Source organism: Endozoicomonas montiporae CL-33, assembly GCF_001583435.1.
In the GTDB taxonomy this organism is placed as follows: Bacteria; Pseudomonadota; Gammaproteobacteria; order Pseudomonadales; family Endozoicomonadaceae; genus Endozoicomonas_A; species Endozoicomonas_A montiporae.
Map to the genome: position 1 here is coordinate 4,096,041 of NZ_CP013251.1, position 18,323 is coordinate 4,114,363.

The following is an 18,323-nucleotide window of genomic DNA, read 5'->3' on the forward strand; positions in this document are numbered from 1 at the left end:
TTTGGCTTTTAAGACACCCTCTCAAAGTAAGGGGGTTTTACGTTGGAAGCGATAAACATAATAAAACCAGAAAATTAGCCCGGAAAGAGCCCATTAATATCAGCCCCTGACAGTAAAATAGAGACTCAATATAGACAACACACTAACTACTCTCTTTGGTCTTTCTACCGGTATGCAAAAATCGTTTGCTACAACCTCTTTAAAAGGTTGTCTACCCCCAACTGCATCACGACGACCTGCAGCCATACTGCTCTAATCAGTGAGCTTACCGATCCCAGCAGGCTCAATGTCATGAAAAACGCCAATAACTTTTACATCAATGGTGAATGGGTCACGGCCAGTCAGCCCAATGCCATTAAGGTGATTAACCCCGCCACAGAAGAAGTCATTACCCGTATTGCCAAAGGCGATGCCAGCGATGTTGACCAGGCCGTCGCGGCTGCCCGCTCTGCCTTTGAACAATGGTCAGCAATGCCCAGTAGCGAACGAGCCGAACTGCTCGGCAAGCTGGCCAGAAAAATGGGCGAAAGACTCGAAGACATGGGCGCTCTGATTTCCTCGGAACAGGGTATGCCGGAACACCTTGCCAATAAGATTCAGGCAGGTGGCCCTACCATGGCGACGGGAATGTATGCAGAAATGTGCAACCTGATGGACAAGGTGGACATTAAAGGCAACACACACATTGTCAGAGAGCCTATTGGCGTCTGTGGTTTCATCACGCCATGGAACTATCCATTGCATCAGATTATTGGCAAGGTAGCTCCGGCTCTGGCAGCCGGTTGCACAATGGTACTCAAGCCCAGTGTTGAAACGCCATTAAACGCCATTCTGTTTACTGAAATTCTCGATGAAGTGGGCTTCCCTCCGGGCGTCTTCAATCTGGTGAATGGCTCCGGCTCGGTCGTTGGAGAAGCCATTTCAGCTCACCCTGATATTGATATGGTGTCGTTTACCGGATCCACCTGGGCGGGCACCCGGGTAGCAGAAGTGGCAGCCAAAACCGTAAAACGGGTCACTCTGGAACTGGGCGGCAAGTCTGCCTGCATCATTACTCCTGACGCTCCGTTAAAGCAGGCAGTAGAAAAAGGCGTCCAAAGCATCATGATTAACTGCGGACAGACCTGTACCGCCAAATCAAGAATGCTGGTGCATCATAGCCAGTATGAAGAAGCCGTTGAAATTGCCCGCCAAACCGCAGAGTCCATTAGCGTTGGAAACCCGACATCAACGGACTCCTACATGGGGCCGGTTGTCTCACAGAAGCAACTGGATGATATTCTGGGCTTCGTTCAAAAAGGGCTTGATGAAGGTGCCCGGCTGGTGACCGGCGGTAAAAAAGCGGAAGGCTTTGCTGCTGGCTATTACATTGAACCAACGGTTTTTGCCGATGTGGACAACCAGATGACCATTGCCCGTGAAGAAATTTTCGGTCCGGTGCTGTGCCTTATTCCTTATCAGGATATCGACGAAGCAGTGAGCATTGCCAACGACTCACCCTATGGACTGTCTGGTGAAGTATGGGCAGATTCAGACGACAATGCCAGAGCCATTGCCCTGCGTCTGCGAACCGGCATGGTACACGTGAACGGTGGCAGCTTTACTTATGAATCACCGTTTGGCGGTTACAAGACTTCGGGTAATGGTCGGGAGTGGGGAGAAGCCGGTCTGGAGGAGTTTGTCGAAATCAAATCGCTCTTTATGCCTGCTTCTTAGCAACTACTACTGAAACATCAGGGGTTTTAACCCCTGATGGTAATGCTTCTGTCACGTAGAGTTTTGCCGACCGGCGGATAGTGTTTCAACACCAGAACATTCACAACCTTCTTGACCATTTTGATCAACCTTGCGGGGTAAAAGCAGTAAATGCCCTGAGAAGGGTCTCTTTCCAGACACACACGGGTAACGGCTGGCACCTGCCAGTACATAAAGCGTTTTCTAACCAGATACATGGTATCCACCTTTATCAGGGATAACGTTGGGAACAAAGAGGAATGGCAAACGTTTTACCATCAGTGGCGCTTTAGTCCATGTATCGGTGAGAAAGTTCCCTAATTTGTATCATCGTACAAATTAATTGTTTTTCCGGCTATTGCGGATATGATCGTAAGCCCCCTGAATTTCCTGGGCTTTCTGCTTGGCGACTTCCATCATTTCTTCTGGCAGCCCCTTTGCCACCAGCTTGTCCGGATGATGCTGGCTCATCAGCTTACGGTAAGCGCGCTTCACATCCGCATCGGAGGCCGAGGGTTCAACCCCAAGAATTTCATAAGCCTGCTTGAGTTCGTCCCTGCCCGGATGACCCCAGCTTCCACCACCCGTCTGTTGTTGACCGGCATGATGATAATACGCCTGTTGAGCCTGAAAGCGTTTATGCAGCAACTCAAAACTCAGCTGACTGACACCCAGCTGGTCACAGATATGGCGAAAAACCGCACGTTCTGCCTGAGTCAGGCCACCGTCGGCATAAGCAGCCTGTAGCTGGATTTCCAGAAACATGGGAATCAATGTACTGGAGCCTGCCACACGGCGAAACTCGGCCAGCGCCTCGGAAATATCGGTAGAGGGGTGTTTGCCCTGATTGAACAGATCGATGGCCGCCCGACGCTGCTCCTCGGAGAGCCGCATTTCCCGCATGATGGCAGATGCCATCTGAATTTCATCTTCACTGACACGACCATCGGCTTTGGCAATGCGCCCCATCACTAGAAAAGAAGCCCGGAAGAAAGCCGATTGAGCCCGCTGGCGGTTGTATCCACGATGACCGGTATGTCGTCGATATGGATGTGGGTTAATGAAATTCTTGTGAATCCAATGGCCTATAAATGCACCCAGAAGGGCACCAAAAGGCCCACCCGAAATGAACCCGATAAAAGCGCCAATTACTATTCCTGTTGATGTCATTTAACTTACTATTACTGTTCATTGTGCCAGTACTGCCAAGTACTGTTCTAATTCATTGAGTCGCTCAATCGTACCTACATCGGTCCAGAGTCCCCGAAAGTGTTCTCCGGTGACGTTCCGGCTCACCATGGCCTGCCTGAGAACCGGTGCCAGTGACTGCACACCCGCATCCGTGTTGGCAAACAGATCCGGTGTCAGCACACTGATGCCACTGTAGGTGAGCAATGACTCGCCCTGCTCCTGAACCTGCCCCTGCTGCAGGGCAAAATCGCCCTTTTCTTTGAACGCAGGGTTATCAACCATAATCAGATGCGCCTGTCCGTCTATGTGATCGGGCACTTGGTTGAAGGGGTAGTCGGTAAATACATCACCATTGACCACCAGAAAGGGCTGATTATCCTCACAGTTGCCCTCATTAAGCAATGGCAAAGCCTGAATAATACCACCAGCGGTTTCCAGAGGTTCAGGTTCTTCGGAATAAACGATGTTCAGCCCCCAGTGCGAACCATTGCCCAGAGCTTTAACAATCTGGTCACCATGCCAGGAATGATTGATGACAACGTCTTTAAAGCCTGCCGCAGCCAGTTGCTCAAGGTGATGGATAATAAGGGGTTTGCCTGCAACTTCAATCAACGGTTTGGGTTTGTGCAGTGTCAGGGGACGCAGACGCTTCCCCAAACCCGCAGCGAGGATCATGACTTTCATGAATTAACAGATTGATCCTTTTTAGTAGAGCTGCTTTTTGTAGAGCGGTTTTCTGCCGACGAATGTTCTGAAGCAGATGCTTCTACAACCGGCATATCTCTCATCTGGCTGGAAGTCTGCGCCGTGATGTCCACAATTTTCTGGCTCAACAGCAGAGCGACACGCTTATTCAACCATTGTCCGTGTTGCTCGAAAGCAGGATAACGCTGACACACTTCCAGCACATAACGGAAGGTGGCGGGAATCGCAGACAGGTATTGCGGCTTGTTATCACGCAGCCAGAGCCGGGTAAATATACCCAGACACTTGAGGTGACGCTGTAAACCCAGCCAGTCAAACCAGCGCTGGCAGGTTGTCCAGTCAGTGTCTTTCAATAATTCGTGCTGACTGACAAAGGATTTCAGCCAGCCTTCAACCTGCCAGGGTGTCCAAGTCACGTAACAGTCTTTCAACAGAGACACTGCGTCGTATAAAACCGGCCCGTGCAATGCGCCCTGAAAATCAATAACGCCAATCTGACCATCAGGCAGGTGCATCAGGTTACGGGAGTGATAGTCGCGGTGAATAAAAACAGAGGGTTGTTCCAACGCACTGGCAATGAGCATCTGATCCAGACCGCGGAAAAGTTTCTCTTCCTCTTCAGTCAGCTCAATCCCCATCAGCTGTTGCAAAAACCAGTCTTTAAAAAGATCCAGTTCGGTTTGCAGCAGTGCTACGTCGTATTCTGGCAGCGTTTCCGGCGAAGTCGCCTGAATGTTTTTCAATAAACTGAAGGCATCGGCATACACACCATCAACGGTTTGCTGATCCAGCAGGTTCAGCAACAGAGTGTCACCAAAATCTTCAATGAGCATAAAACCCAGATCGTAGTTCACGGCTTTGATTTCTGGCACCCGGATACCCGCATCAGACAACACTCCGGCAATGCTGACAAAGGCAGCCGAGTCTTCCTGCTCCGGTGGTGCATCGACAGCCAGCAGAGAACCCTGCGGACTCTGAAGCCGATAGTAACTGCGAAAACCTGCGTCCCCACCCACAGGTAACAGCTGCACTGCATCCGTTAAATGTTCTTCAGCAGGTACCAGCTGCTGCTGGACCCATTGTGCCAATTGTTCCAAACGCTGAGCGGGTTTAGACGACTGGCGAATCTGATCAGACGGAGTCATATCGAACAAAGAATTTCCTTGAAAGTTTCCCTGTGTCAGGCAGCATAGATCATCGGCTGAAAAAACCACGCCTTCAGCCCGTAAAATTTTTTAAAGTTATTGCACTGTCGGTCAGAGTAACACAGACTAATGTGAGTTATCACCGGAATAAATCTGATAAAAGCAAGAATAATCGACAACAATCATACAGTTAATCCGTTACAATGGCCGGTTAACGCAAACGGAAACCAACCAAGTCGTGTTTTACCGTGGACATTTTCTGTCATACAAGCACCTGCAATGACGAAAAGTGAACGCATGGCTGTTGAACGTTTAAAAACACACTGCCGGGACTGCAAAGCTCATGGAGATGCATCACTTACCTTTCAAACTTCGGGCAATAACTCTGGCAGTGGCCAGCGCAATCATTGCCGGTCAGCCAGTCAGCAAAGCCAGAGCCGAGAACACCCTTTCCGCCGACAGCGAATGGAGCTGCGAAGTCGCCAGCGACGGCAGCGGCTGGCACTGTTCTGTTGTGCCGCTGAAACAGGGAGCCATGAAACGCGCCCCCCGGCCGGTCATCACTGAAAGAGCAACACCTGCCAGCAGCACTGCCACTCAGAGCAAAGCCGCTGAAACGACAGTCGCCGTCAGTCAGCCTGAGAATGTGCGCACACAGCTGGACTGGGTACATCAGTCGCAATTATCCGATACCCAGCGTCAGACACTGAAGCAGGATGAACCCTGGTGTTCGGGCACCTACGTGGAACCACCGCGCCCCGGAAAATTCTTCAAAGGCGACCCGAACTCTGCCCCGATTATTGCCGACGCCGACGCATCCACTTATCAAAACTCTATCGCCACCCTCACCGGAGCCGTAGTGATCCGTCAGGGCAATCGCCAGCTCGAAAGTGATGAAGCGCACCTCGATAATGAAAAGAACTTTGGTGAATTCAAAGGCAACATCGTTTTCCGAGAGCCCGGCACGCTGATTGTCGGTGATACGGCTCAGTCGCAGTTGGACACAGGCCGGACTGAAATCGACAACGCACAATACGTGATGCATGAATCCCACGCCCGTGGCAGTGCCACTGCAGTGTTGCGGAATGAAGATGCCACCATGGAGCTGGATGACGCCACCTACACCACCTGCCCACCCGGCAATGAAGGCTGGCAGCTGTCTGGCGACAGTGTGACGCTAGACCCATCGACTGGCTATGGTACTGCCCGCAATGCGGTGGTCAGAGTCCAGAACCTGCCGGTTTTTTACAGCCCTTATCTCTACTTTCCAATAGACGACCGTCGTCATTCGGGTTTCCTGTATCCCACCGTTATGGGATTTGACGACGAGGGCGGTGTCGAGTTTGACCTGCCGTATTACTGGAACATTGCCCCGAATTACGACGCTACATTTACACCACGGGTGATGACCAAACGGGGTTTCCTGCTGGAAAACGAATTCCGCTACCTGACCGAAAAGGACGAAGGTGAACTCGGTGTCGCCGGACTGATCGGCGGCGATCAGCTGGAAGACGACAACGAGTACTACAAAAAAGATCGCTGGTTTGTAAACGCCCGCCATCGCCGGCAGTTTAATAGTAACTGGATGGCTGAACTGGACTATGCCGATGCCAGTGACAAAAACTATCTGGACGATTTCAGCTCCAGCCTGAACTATTCCAGTTCCGGCCCCCTGAACCAACGCATAATGACTCGCTACGATGGTGGTAATGACTACACCAACTGGCAGGCAAAGCTCGACGTTCACAAGCTTAAGAATATGGATCGTACCGCTGACGATCCATACAACAAGCTGCCACAAATCGAGCTGAGCGGTAACTGGCAGGCCACTGACCGGATTCAGGTGAATTACCTGGCAGACTACACCTACTTTGACCGGGCTGATGACTGGAACTATGCCTTCGAAAAGCCCCATTCCGGCTTCCCGAATAACACAAAAATATTAGAAAGCGTTTACAACGAAGGCTACGGCATCAAGCGCGCTGTCGGTAGCCGTGCTTACTTTGAAACCGGTATGAGTTACCCCATTCACAGAACATGGGGTTTCCTGACGCCGGAAGTCAAAGTTCGCAGCGTGAATTACAGTCTTTCAAACCTCAAGGAAAACGAGGTAATGAATGACCTTCGTAACTCATACGTAGGACAAACTTTCAAAGACAGCGATTTCACCAAAAGCCCGTCAACCACTGTTCCGGCATTCAGCGTGGACAGCGGCTTGTACTTTGATCGTTTCACGAATCTTTTCAACACCAACTATACCCATACGCTTGAGCCTCGTATGAAGTACCTGTATGCGCCGCATGTAGAAGGTCAGGAGTTCAATCCGATTTTCGACACCGCCAATATGGGTTTCAGCTACAACTCGCTCTGGCAGGACAACCGGTTCAGCGGTTATGACCGGCTGGCGGATGCTAATCAGGTATCACTGGGCATAACCACCCGCTTTATTCAGGATGACGGTTTTGAACGAATGCGGTTTGGTGTGGGTCAGATTTTCTATTTCGATGACCGCGAAGTCTACATTGCCAATAATCTCGGTCAGCCAGGCAGCATTCCGGAGAATGAAAAAGACCGGCCGGACGAAGATTTAGTCGCAAAAGATGCCCGCTTAAGGCAGGAACTGCGGGATTCAACCTCTCCCATCGCCTCAGAGTTCGTCTACAATTTCACCCGCACCATGAGCCTGCGACAGGACTTTGTATGGAACGGCAATGAAAATCGTATCGACAACTACGCGCTGACCTACCGGTATCGTCCGGATCATCGCAAGACCTTGAATCTGGGTTTCCGTTTTGCTGATCAGGTCGATCGGTTCGTTAAAGACAGAGACGGAAATTACATTAAAACTGGCGAGGATCAACACGGTGATCCTATCTACCAGAAAACCAAAAACGACCTGAAAGCCACGGATATCAGCTTTGCATGGCCGATTCCCTACACCCGGAACTGGTCTGCCATGGGTCGTTGGCAATACGATATGACCAACAAACGGAACCTTGAGGAGCTGTTTGGTGTCGAATATGCCAGTTGTTGTTATCAGGTGCGATTATTCTGGCGTTCCTATGTTAAATCGACTGATAATATCGACCATCCAACCGACCGGAGCGGCATCTACCTGCAGTTTGTACTGCGAGGTCTGGGTAGTTTGACCGGTTCATCGGGTAAAGAGTACTTGCAAGGTATTTCAGGTTATACAATTCGCGAGAAGTAATGATGAAGGGATTGAAGAATTTGATGCTATCGGCCTGCCGCGCCCTCGCGCTGGCAGCGGTTGTGGTATCAACGGGCAATATCGCCCACGCCAAACCCGTTCCCCTGGATCGCATCGTCGCTGTAGTCGATAAAGATGTGGTCATGGAGAGCGAACTCAACAACCGTGTTGAGGCAGTGCAACGCCAGCTGTCTGACCGTAATATCACCCTGCCCCCGGAAAGCGTCCTGAAGAAACAGGTGCTGGAACAGCTGATACTGGAAAACCTGCAGCTGCAAATGGGTCGTAACGGTGGTATTCGCATTGATGACTGGACGCTGAACGATGCGGTGACTCGCATTGCCGAGCGTAATGGTCTGACCATCGAAGAGTTCCGCAAAAGTCTGGAATCAGATGGCCTGTCCTACGCTGACGCCCGCGAAGAAATTCGTCGCGAAATGATTATCAACCGGGTTCGCCAGCGTCAGATTACCAGCCGCATCCAGATCAGCGAACAGGAAATCGACAACTTCCTGCGTTCTCCGGAAGGTCAGGCAAGCCAGCAGGTTGAGTACCGTCTTGGTCATATTCTGATCTCCACACCGGATAACCCTACCCCGTCACAGGTGCAGGCTGCCGAGAAGCAGGCAAATAATATCTCTGTTCAGCTGGAGCAGGGTGCCAACTTTGCAGAAATGGCCATCACTTACTCCAAGGGACAGAATGCCCTGAACGGAGGCGATCTGGGCTTCAGAACACCTGAACAGCTGCCGACCCTGTTTGCCGAGCAGGCCGTCAAAATGAACACAGGACAGGTGTCCCGACCTGTACGCAGTGCCGGTGGTTTCCACATATTCAAGCTGTTGGACACCCGGGGTAATGAAAAGGTGATGGAAGAACAGATTAACGTTCGCCACATCCTGATCAAGCCCAACGAAATCCGCAACGACCTTGAAGCACAGATGCTGGCTAAAGACCTGTATAACCGTATCGAAAGCGGTGAAAGCTTCAGCGAGCTGGCAAAAGCCTATTCTGACGATCCGGGTTCTGCCCTGAACGGCGGCAGTCTGGACTGGATTTCTCCGGAAACACTGGTGCCTGAATTCCAGAAAGCCATGAGCGACACACCTCAGGACATTGTCAGTGAACCATTCCGCAGTTCTTTTGGCTGGCACATCCTTGAGGTGAAAGGCAAGCGCAAGGCCGATATCAGCAACCAGGTACGTCGTAACGAAGTACGCGAACTGCTGGGTATGCGTAAATTTGAAGAAGAACTGGAAGTCTGGCTGCGCGAGATCCGCGACCAGTCTTTTGTAGAGGTTCGCCTGTAATACCAATTCCGCTTTCTAAATATGACCATGAGCAAGTCATTATGGGTCACGGGACAAGGCGGAACGACGAGTAATAGCGAGCTATTGCGAGGAGTTCCAACGCAGCTCCCGTGATTCAGAATGGCTGCGCAATTCATGTTTAGAAGGTGGAATTGTTATAAGCACGCCTTCCTCTTTTAGATAAAATAGCTCCGTCGTAGGTTGGGACGAGCGGAGCGATTCCCAACACATCATTATTTTACCATGTTGGGAATCGTTGCACTCGTCCCAACCTACAAGTCAAACTTATGCTCACCTCTTATAAGCGTTTAATCATCACCTCCGGCGAACCCGCTGGTATCGGACCTGACCTGTGTTTGATTCTGGCCAGTCAGTCTCTGCCCGTTCAGCTGGTGATTGCCGCTGATCCTGAGCTGCTCAGCCAACGTGCCAGACAACTCGATCTGAATGTAACACTGACCACTTTTAACCCGGAAGATCGCCAACCAGCAAAGGCGGGGGAGTTGCTTGTTGCTCCCTTTTCACTCAGTCAGCCCTGCCTAACCGGCCAGACAAACCCTGCAAATGGTCAGTATGTTCTGGACATACTCAGTTATGCTGTTCAGGGTTGTATGGATGGACTGTTTGACGGAATGGTCACCGGTCCGGTTCACAAAGAAGTGATCAACAATGCCGGTGTACCATTTACAGGCCACACCGAGTTTCTGGCAGAACAGACCCAAACCCATAAAGTCGTGATGATGCTGGCTACCGAAGGCCTGCGGGTCGCTCTTGCCACCACGCACCTGCCACTAAGCGAAGTCGCCGATGCCATTACTCCGGATTCACTGGAAGAAGTGATCCGCATTCTTAATGCTGATCTGGTCAACAAATTTGGCATTATCGAGCCCGAGGTTCTGGTGTGCGGACTGAACCCTCATGCCGGAGAAGGTGGTCATCTGGGAATGGAAGAGATCGAGGTCATTATTCCGGTTCTGGACAAGCTGCGCCGGGAAGGCATGAATTTGAAAGGCCCTCTGCCCGCCGACACCCTGTTTAATCCGAATTATCTGGCATCGGCAGATGCCGTGCTGGCTATGTACCACGATCAGGGGCTGCCGGTGCTGAAATACAAGGGATTTGGCAAAGCGGTGAATATTACGTTGGGGCTGCCAGTGGTGCGAACATCGGTTGATCACGGCACTGCTCTTGATCTTGCGGGCACTGGTCAAGCCAGCCCTGACAGTCTGTTGACTGCAATCGACTACGCCATGCAAATGATCAGTGAATAAAAAGCTGGCTTATTGCTTATCGGAAGGTAACCGCTTTTTGTGCTGATAGACCTGAATTTTCACAATTCTGCGATCTGCTGCAACGGTTGTATTTTTGGGGTCAGGATTGGAACCGTATGGAAAAACCATTATTTTCTGTTTCAGCCGCATGTTCTACCTCCCTGACTTTATATACCGTGTGAATAAAGTTTTGAGCTTGATCACACGGTTTAGTTCCTCACACAGGGCTCTTTTGAACAGCAAATAACCATCAGCAGTTTGCAAAGCAGTATTCTGCCGCTATCATAAGCCGCCATTTCCGAGAACGACTGCAAACAACACATTATGTCCGAATTTCCCCATCACAGAGCCCGTAAACGCTTTGGCCAGAACTTCCTACACGATCAGGGCATAATCCAGAGAATCGTTCGCTCTATCTACCCGCGTGAAGGCGATCGACTGGTCGAGATCGGTCCTGGTCAGGGCGCCATCACCGAATTCCTTCTGGATGGTGCCGGTCAGCTGGATGTAATCGAGCTGGATCGTGACCTTATTCCTATCCTGAAGCTTCGCTTTGGCCTGAACCCGAATTTCCGTATCCACGAAGGCGATGCTCTGAAATTCGACTTTGCCAGACTGAAAACCGACGACAAGCCTTTGCGACTGGTCGGCAACCTGCCTTACAACATCTCCACACCATTGATTTTTCACTTGTTGGAATATCAGGGACTGATCAGCGACATGCATTTCATGCTGCAGAAAGAGGTGGTTCTGCGTCTGGCGGCCCAGCCGGGGGAAAACAACTACGGTCGTCTGGGCATCATGGCGCAATACTTCTGCCGGGTTGATTACCTGTTCACGGTGGGTCCGGGCTGCTTTAATCCTCCGCCCAAAGTCGATTCAGCCATTGTTCGCCTGACACCGCACAAAGAGCTGCCACACCCCTGTAAGGACGTAAAAATGCTCAGTCGTGTGGTTCGCGAGGCATTCAGCATGCGTCGTAAAACCCTGCGCAATACGCTTAAACAACTGGTGTCCTCTGATGAACTGGAACAGTTGTCAATCGATCCGTCTATTCGCCCCGAGCGTGTGACTCTGGAAGAGTTTGTTCGTATCGCAGACTTCATTCACGACCGTAACACCTGATCACTGTCACGCTGCACTTGAACAAGTGCAACAAGCTGAGATAAAACTATAAGGGTTGTCTGGCATAAACACTTCTATACATGCCAGCGACCTTTGTGTGTGACTCAGGAGACTCTATGGCGGTTTATGCCATTGGCGATATTCAGGGCTGCTACGACCCGTTTCGCCGTTTGCTCGACAAAATCAAATTCAAACCCGGTAAAGACAAGCTCTGGATAGCAGGCGATATGGTCAACCGGGGCCCGGATTCGCTGGCAACCCTGCGCTTTATTAAATCCCTTGGCGATGACTGCATCTCAGTTCTTGGTAATCATGATCTGCACTTACTGGCAGTGGCATCAGGCATTCGTCCGGCAAAGAAAAAAGACACCCTGGGACCGATTCTTAATGCTCCTGACTGTGACGAACTGATCCACTGGCTGCGTTACCGTCCGGTACTCCATCACGATAAACGCCTTGACATCACCATGGTGCATGCCGGAATTCCTCCTATCTGGACCATTAAACAGGCGCGCCTCTATGCCGAAAAGCTTGAGCAGGCATTGCAGGCTAATGACTACCGGGAGCTATTAAGCTACCTGTTCACAAACGACAAACTGAACACCTGGGATAAAGCCCTGACCCGGCGCGCCCGACTCAAAATGATTACCGCCTACTTCACCCGCATGCGCTTCTGCGACGAGAATGGCAAACTGGATCTGGAAAACAAAACCGCTTATGCCAGAAAGGACTTCTATCCCTGGTTCCAGTTTCCGGACAGCCCGATTTACAAAGAAACCATCGTCTTTGGTCACTGGGCCGCATTAGAAGGAATCACTGGCCGTAAACGCATTCATGCCATTGATACCGGCTGTGTCTGGGGTGGTGAAATGACAGCTCTTAACCTGAAGAACTTCCAACGTACCAGTGTTCCTGCGGAATAAGTCTGTTTTTTACTATTGCCAAGGTACATCTGTCCGATACATACGCTTATGATCTTCGAAAAACAGCCAGAGAGCGTTCAGCCTTAGTGTATGAGAGGCTCTCAGTGTTGGAAAATAACAAGACTGTACGGACGCATCTATGGCCAAAAAAGCAGCCAAATCTTCCACTTTTATCTGGGAAGGCAAGGATAAAAGTGGACGCAAGATCAAAGGGGAGACCGATGGTTCCAGCATAGCTCTAGTCAAGGCCGAGCTTCGTAAACAGGGTATATCCGTTACCAAGATTAAAAAGAAAGGCATGTCGTTCGGAGGCAAGGGCGGCAAAATCAAACCTCTTGATATCGCACTGTTTACCCGACAGCTCGCCACCATGATGAAAGCAGGTGTGCCGTTGCTTAATGCCTTCGACATCACCACAGACGGTATCGAAAAGCCCGCCATGAAAGAGCTACTGGTGAAAGTGAAAAACGAAGTGGCTGGCGGTACTACTCTTGCGGAAGCATTGCGGGCGCACCCCCTGTATTTTGATGATCTCTACTGCAACCTTGTAGCATCGGGTGAACAGTCTGGTGCTCTGGAAACCTTGCTGGACAGAATTGCAACCTATAAAGAAAAGTCTGAAGCACTGAAAGCCAAGATTAAAAAAGCAATGAATTACCCCATTGCCGTTGTCTGTGTTGCTTTTGTCGTTACCGGTATTCTGCTGGTTAAGGTAGTTCCTCAATTTGAAGAAGTATTTCAGGGCTTCGGAGCTGAATTACCGGCCTTCACTCAGGTCGTTATCCAGATTTCCAACTTTGTTCAACAATGGTGGCTGGCTGCTATTCTCGGGTTGATTGCCTTTGGTTTCATGATCAAAAAACTCATGCAAAATTCAAAAGCCGCAAGAGACAGAAAAGACCGGCTGGCATTGAAACTGCCCGTTATTGGGCCCATACTCGAAAAGTCTGCCGTCGCACGTTTTGCCAGAACCCTTTCAACGACATTTGCCGCCGGTGTGCCTCTGGTCGATGCTCTCGATTCAGTAGCCGGTGCTGCAGGTAATGTGATTTTCACCGATGCCACCAACAGAATCAAGGAAGATGTATCCACCGGACAACAGCTGCAGTTTGCCATGAAAAGCTCAGGTATTTTCCCGGCCATGGCGATACAGATGGTCTCAATCGGTGAAGAGTCAGGCTCACTGGACGAAATGCTGGATAAAGTAGCGACCTTCTACGAGGATGAAGTGGACAATGCCGTTGATGGTCTGACCAGCCTGATGGAACCATTAATCATGTCAGTACTTGGTGTGCTGGTAGGTGGCCTGATCGTTGCCATGTACCTTCCGATATTTCAGATGGGTTCTGTCGTTTAAAACATTGTTGTTGTTATTGTTGTCAATGTGGATTCAACTCATCAACAGCCTCCAGTGCAATCCGGGAACTGTGTCATAAGAATGAGAATTGCTTTTGGCTCTTTATGGATTCCGGAAGGTTGGTAGAAAAATATCAAAAAGCTCGCTAGGAGGCTGACCTACAGAGCATTTTTTTCAGAAAAAATTCAGTCTTCGGTAGTAACCCCCTGAAACACATAAAGAGCCTTCGGAAAAACCGTGTTCAGCCCACCACCCTGAAACACATATAGAGCCAACATGAATTGCGCAGCCAATCCAAAACGCTGGTTCTGCGTCAGAAATCCTCGCAATAGCCAGCTATTACTCGTCGTTCTTCCTTGCCCGGCGATTTGGATTGGCTTGCTCATGGTCATATTTAGAAAACGGAATTGGCATAACGTGAAGAGCTTCGAAGAGCCGTCAAATAATTTGCGATCCAGTGATGTCTGGGTCGCAAGTTTCAAACCTGACAGGCATGCCTTATTGTACTACTCCAGCAGTTTATCATAAAGATCTCCGGATAATAGAAATCGCTCATATTTTTCATGTTTTGAGTTTTCAACATATTCGTTTAATTCCTTCAATGCAGTGTATTCAGCCACACTCCATTTAAATTTCTTCTGATTCTGTCTAAGAAATTTTTGCTCCTCATTTTGCATCATAGCTATTCCAGCTCGCTCTTGGTCCATCTTGCCTAAAACCTCATTGACAGTAACATGAAACTCATTAATTTTACTTTGAGTATTAACTATTGATTCATGAACCCCCTTCAAAGTATTTAATATTTCAATTGCCTCATTTATTTGATCTAATGAAAAATTCTTGGTTACTTCTTGATGAAGCGATAGAAATCCTTCATTTTCTAGCACCGGGATTGCCATCAGCTCCTTACTCGTACTAACTGCTTCTGATATCAATACAGACCAATCTAACATTTTCTCCTCCATACCTTTATACAGAGCATTGGCATTTTTAATGTATTTTGTTTTTTCATCTATATTTGGAAACTTGATATTGCTAATTCTTATCGCCACCATTGGATTAACATTATCTTTTGATCCCCTTATTTCTACTGAATTTAGCAACAGATTACGAACCTGTTGAAGATCTAAATCCATGATCACTTTCTGAAATGGCAATAATTTTTTGACAAGCATGAATTCATCTTTGGATAATTTTAAAAAACGATTCACAAGGAACAATGTTTTTTCTATCAGTGCACTTACTTTTTGCTCTGGGGTTACTGAAGCTGCCAAGGCTTGTCCGATAATAAATTTTGATTGCTCAAAATTTTGATCTTTCATAGATTTTGCAAAGTTAAACATGTGCTCCTCCCAAGGTGTTTGATGGTTTTGCAGACTGGTTAAAGGTTGAGTGTCTTCATTATCTGATGATGTATCGCTACCTGCTTCCAAACATCCATTATCCGGATAGGTTAACGCTGTTTTTTTCTTGTATTTTTCAGATTCAGGCTGCCGCTGCTCACTCAAAAGTGTTTGATAATGAAGTTCATTAAAGTCGTTCTGATCGTGAACATGTACGTCTTTAATAAGTTCATAATTTTCTTTCACTAACTTGGCCTGTTTTTCCATATACGCTTGTTCTTCTGTAGATAAATAAAAGCCACTATTGAAGAAAAAATTTAGTATTACCGTTTGTTCAAAGAACATTGTATCTTTTGTAGAGCTTACCTTTTTTGTGTAAATGTTATCAACAAAGCTTTGAAGGCTTTTAAATAACCTTACCTTAAAATCCGGGTATTGTGAAAATAAAGATTTTAGTTCTTCAGAAAACGGGCTGGTAGGCGTTGCCGGAAGAAAATAAAAAATATCATGATAAAAACCATTAATAGTTGTTGTTGAACTCAATAAGTCAGGAAGGGTTTTCAAAAAAACACTTATCGCTTCCTGATGACTTTCTCCTGAAGAAAACTTGTTTATCAATGGCAATGCAAGCCATTTAAAAAATTGCAATAATGCACCCGTCATTTTTATCCTTATGATTATCCTATCTGTTCTTCCATTATACTTTTCTTTCAATAAATCCCACATGGCTTTTTCTGATTCTGGCTTCAATTCTGGTTTCTGATTGTCATAGGAATATGGCTCCCACCTAGCCCTGCCTTGTTCCAGCATTTCTAAGGCATTCATTAATAATGGTGCTAGTTTTATCATATCATGCATTTTTTCAAGCAACTCTTTTTTCTTCTCATTGTCTTCAACATAGTTGAGACTAATACAAATCATTCTTCCATAGCCACTAACGATATCGATAAGCTCTGCCACCGAAATGACAGATGGCAACTCCTGAATGGGTTTTTCGGTATTTGTAGAGTGTTTTTTCAGAATTTCACTGTAAAATTCCAGTAATTTATGCAATGAGTCTAAGACAGCAATGATTCTCACCTCTCTATTTCCATGAGCTTCAGATGTTCTAGCTGATGCTTCTTTTTTACTTGTTTCTGGTAGATCATGAGCTGCGGTTATAAATCTGCCAATATTTTTTGGTTTTGTTACAGGAACTTTTCTTGCAGGAACTTTTCTTGCAGCACCAGATTTCTTAACAAATTTTGAACATTCGAAAAAATCAGCAGCTAATATCTTTTTAATAAGCTGTCGAACATTGTCAATGGATTTAGGAAAATTTGATTCAGTCATCATGCTCATCTTTTTAAATATTCCAAGCGCTCTAACACGCGAATCAATAGTTTCTTGTTGTTTTTTGTATTCTTCCAAGCTAAGCTGATCCAATTTTTTTTTGGTTACCGACTTATCAACTGAATGTTGTTTGCCTGGAGTGTTGCGTTTAACTTTACTATTTTGATCTAAACATACTCTGCAGATAACCTTTCCCGACGTAGTGCTTTTTCTGGTTAACTGATCTAGTGGAACTTTATCACCACAATCTGAACAGCGTTTCAATTTTATATTCGGAACGCTGTATTTTTCTGGCACTTTTTTCTTGTCATCGTTCTTGTCATCTTTTTTGTCAGGCTCTTGCTTTTTTTTGGTCGGCGTCGACGACAACGATGTGGCACTTGTTGGTGTTGGTGTTGGTGTTGGTGCTGATGATGCTGGTGCGTTACCAGCCCTTGATACAATCCCATGCATTAGGTGTTTATCCGGCTGGCTTTGTAGTTGAACAGTAAGACCAACCGTTTTGAATCGGGAATCATGAGTGACTGTTTCTGATGCAGGCAGTAGGTTGCTTTTGACTGGCTTTGGCAATGAACGAGTATCGACACGCTGCTCTTGCATATCTGGACTAACGTGCTTCAGGTTAAACATAAACTGGGACAATAGCATACCGTCATTAATATCTTTTTGCTGGTAAACTACCTGGCTTGTAGTTGCCAACGCAAGTTCCCAGTATTGCCTGGATTTAAGTTCATCAGGTGGCAGGAATTCCCTGGTGATTTGGATAAAAGGGTTATTTTTATTGGAGAAGACCGTCCAGCTTTCACTTTCTGTACTGGCTAAGGCCACAGCGTTGTGACCCAGACGGGTGACATTTATGGCAGCAGGCGGCAAAGCGTCTGATGACAGATACAGTGTATCGTCGGCTTCTGATTCAAACCACGCCTTGCTCAGTATTTCAGTTCTAATCCAGTCAAGCCACTGCGTTGAAAGAATATTATGTACACCGATGTCATTCGGTCGGTCAAACTCACAAGGGTCAAGCAACCACGAGTGATCAGTATTGATAGCCGCAATCAACTGTTTTTGAATACCATTGATAATAATCAGCAGTTTGTCCCTGAGAGGCATAATTTCAAGAGTGTAAACGACCTGTTCTTCCATCCACTGGGCTATTTGATGGAAGCCCGGGAAGCTGTCCGGAGTTAAATAGTAGGTTGGTTGCCACCCGCTTACTTCATTTGCAAGGGATTTGATAATAAGTGCTGGTCTGCCGGAACGGTTTTTTACCCTCAGGTATAACCGACTGGCAAGAACAGGGTCTTCAATGTAGACCGGCATTTCCCGCCAGCTACCGCACCCCCCAAGGGATTGCCGGACAGTGTCAGCGATGCTGGTCGCTGTATAGTCAAGCATTGACTGTGTTGATGAAACTTTTTGATAGGCCAGTGAAGCAAAGCACAGCCCGTACAGGCCATAACCAAAGCGACCGTGCCCTGTGAACAGCTTGATATAGTGGTCGCTGGCGGAACACAGTGCCCGAATGAAATATATTTTAAGCCCGTATTCAATAACAGAGTCGCTTAGCGCTCTGGCATCCAGATCAAAAACATAAGTTACCTGACCGACTGTCTTTGAAGTGGGCCTCTGCCCCAGCAATGGTACCTGATCCGTATCCACTAAAGTTTCTGACTGGA

Annotated in this window: 13 protein-coding genes; 7 read left to right on the plus strand and 6 right to left on the minus strand. The window is 47.9% G+C overall.

Annotation, left to right across the window (positions count from 1 at the left end; all coding sequences use genetic code 11):
* Positions 1-291 precede the first annotated feature (291 nt).
* On the plus strand, positions 292-1,716 hold the full coding sequence (locus EZMO1_RS18815) for an aldehyde dehydrogenase family protein (RefSeq protein WP_034876310.1): 1,425 nt from the start codon (positions 292-294) through the stop codon (positions 1,714-1,716).
* Between the two features lie 26 nt (positions 1,717-1,742).
* Here EZMO1_RS18815 and EZMO1_RS18820 read toward each other — a convergent pair whose 3' ends face one another.
* The 4 genes from EZMO1_RS18820 to EZMO1_RS18835 form a co-directional block, all read right to left on the minus strand.
* Positions 1,743-1,952 (minus strand): hypothetical protein, encoded by a 210-nt coding sequence (locus EZMO1_RS18820; protein ID WP_034876308.1) that lies wholly within the window; start codon positions 1,950-1,952, stop codon positions 1,743-1,745.
* A 121-nt stretch (positions 1,953-2,073) separates the two neighbouring features.
* Entirely contained in the window at positions 2,074-2,904 is an 831-nt protein-coding gene (djlA, locus tag EZMO1_RS18825; RefSeq protein WP_034876306.1) for a co-chaperone DjlA, read from the minus strand.
* Positions 2,905-2,922: 18 nt separating this feature from the next.
* Positions 2,923-3,609 carry an N-acetylmuramate alpha-1-phosphate uridylyltransferase MurU gene (murU, locus tag EZMO1_RS18830; RefSeq protein WP_034876304.1) on the minus strand — a complete coding sequence of 229 codons (687 nt, stop codon included), beginning with the start codon at positions 3,607-3,609 and terminating at the stop codon, positions 2,923-2,925.
* A complete protein-coding gene (locus tag EZMO1_RS18835) occupies positions 3,606-4,775 on the minus strand; it encodes an aminoglycoside phosphotransferase family protein (RefSeq protein ID WP_051790000.1) in 1,170 nt (389 codons plus the stop codon). Before EZMO1_RS18835 ends, murU begins: the two co-directional genes overlap by 4 nt.
* Positions 4,776-5,118: 343 nt before the next feature.
* Between EZMO1_RS18835 and EZMO1_RS18840 the strand changes: the two genes are divergently transcribed.
* The 6 genes from EZMO1_RS18840 (at position 5,119) to EZMO1_RS18865 (ending at position 13,972) form a co-directional block, all read left to right on the plus strand.
* Positions 5,119-7,986: an LPS-assembly protein LptD gene (locus EZMO1_RS18840; protein ID WP_051789998.1), complete on the plus strand. Its 2,868-nt coding sequence runs from the start codon at positions 5,119-5,121 to the stop codon at positions 7,984-7,986.
* 23 nt (positions 7,987-8,009) lie between these two features.
* A complete protein-coding gene (locus tag EZMO1_RS18845) occupies positions 8,010-9,296 on the plus strand; it encodes a peptidylprolyl isomerase (protein WP_236632023.1) in 1,287 nt (428 codons plus the stop codon).
* A 287-nt stretch (positions 9,297-9,583) separates the two neighbouring features.
* Positions 9,584-10,567: a 4-hydroxythreonine-4-phosphate dehydrogenase PdxA gene (gene pdxA, locus EZMO1_RS18850; RefSeq protein WP_034876302.1), complete on the plus strand. Its 984-nt coding sequence runs from the start codon at positions 9,584-9,586 to the stop codon at positions 10,565-10,567.
* Between the two features lie 324 nt (positions 10,568-10,891).
* The gene (gene rsmA, locus EZMO1_RS18855; RefSeq protein ID WP_034876300.1) at positions 10,892-11,692 is read left to right on the plus strand and encodes a 16S rRNA (adenine(1518)-N(6)/adenine(1519)-N(6))-dimethyltransferase RsmA; all 801 of its coding nucleotides are present in this window, start codon (positions 10,892-10,894) and stop codon (positions 11,690-11,692) included.
* A gap of 80 nt (positions 11,693-11,772) precedes the next feature.
* Positions 11,773-12,615 carry a symmetrical bis(5'-nucleosyl)-tetraphosphatase gene (locus EZMO1_RS18860; protein ID WP_244886711.1) on the plus strand — a complete coding sequence of 281 codons (843 nt, stop codon included), beginning with the start codon at positions 11,773-11,775 and terminating at the stop codon, positions 12,613-12,615.
* A gap of 139 nt (positions 12,616-12,754) precedes the next feature.
* Entirely contained in the window at positions 12,755-13,972 is a 1,218-nt protein-coding gene (locus tag EZMO1_RS18865; RefSeq protein ID WP_034876296.1) for a type II secretion system F family protein, read from the plus strand.
* A 185-nt stretch (positions 13,973-14,157) separates the two neighbouring features.
* Here EZMO1_RS18865 and EZMO1_RS18870 read toward each other — a convergent pair whose 3' ends face one another.
* Positions 14,158-14,454 carry a hypothetical protein gene (locus EZMO1_RS18870; RefSeq protein ID WP_034876293.1) on the minus strand — a complete coding sequence of 99 codons (297 nt, stop codon included), beginning with the start codon at positions 14,452-14,454 and terminating at the stop codon, positions 14,158-14,160.
* A 24-nt stretch (positions 14,455-14,478) separates the two neighbouring features.
* Positions 14,479-18,306: a hypothetical protein gene (locus EZMO1_RS18875; protein WP_145912666.1), complete on the minus strand. Its 3,828-nt coding sequence runs from the start codon at positions 18,304-18,306 to the stop codon at positions 14,479-14,481.
* Between the last annotated feature and the right edge of the window lie 17 nt (positions 18,307-18,323).

Excerpts from the sequence above, each read along its gene's own strand:
- EZMO1_RS18815 (WP_034876310.1), top strand. The coding sequence starts at position 292 with ATGAAAAACGCCAATAACTTTTACATCAATGGTGAATGGGTCACGGCC.
- EZMO1_RS18820 (WP_034876308.1), bottom strand. The coding sequence starts at position 1,952 with ATGTATCTGGTTAGAAAACGCTTTATGTACTGGCAGGTGCCAGCCGTT.
- djlA (WP_034876306.1), bottom strand. The coding sequence starts at position 2,904 with ATGACATCAACAGGAATAGTAATTGGCGCTTTTATCGGGTTCATTTCG.
- murU (WP_034876304.1), bottom strand. The coding sequence starts at position 3,609 with ATGAAAGTCATGATCCTCGCTGCGGGTTTGGGGAAGCGTCTGCGTCCC.
- EZMO1_RS18835 (WP_051790000.1), bottom strand. The coding sequence starts at position 4,775 with ATGACTCCGTCTGATCAGATTCGCCAGTCGTCTAAACCCGCTCAGCGT.
- EZMO1_RS18840 (WP_051789998.1), top strand. The coding sequence starts at position 5,119 with ATGGAGATGCATCACTTACCTTTCAAACTTCGGGCAATAACTCTGGCA.
- EZMO1_RS18845 (WP_236632023.1), top strand. The coding sequence starts at position 8,010 with ATGCTATCGGCCTGCCGCGCCCTCGCGCTGGCAGCGGTTGTGGTATCA.
- pdxA (WP_034876302.1), top strand. The coding sequence starts at position 9,584 with ATGCTCACCTCTTATAAGCGTTTAATCATCACCTCCGGCGAACCCGCT.
- rsmA (WP_034876300.1), top strand. The coding sequence starts at position 10,892 with ATGTCCGAATTTCCCCATCACAGAGCCCGTAAACGCTTTGGCCAGAAC.
- EZMO1_RS18860 (WP_244886711.1), top strand. The coding sequence starts at position 11,773 with ATGCCAGCGACCTTTGTGTGTGACTCAGGAGACTCTATGGCGGTTTAT.
- EZMO1_RS18865 (WP_034876296.1), top strand. The coding sequence starts at position 12,755 with ATGGCCAAAAAAGCAGCCAAATCTTCCACTTTTATCTGGGAAGGCAAG.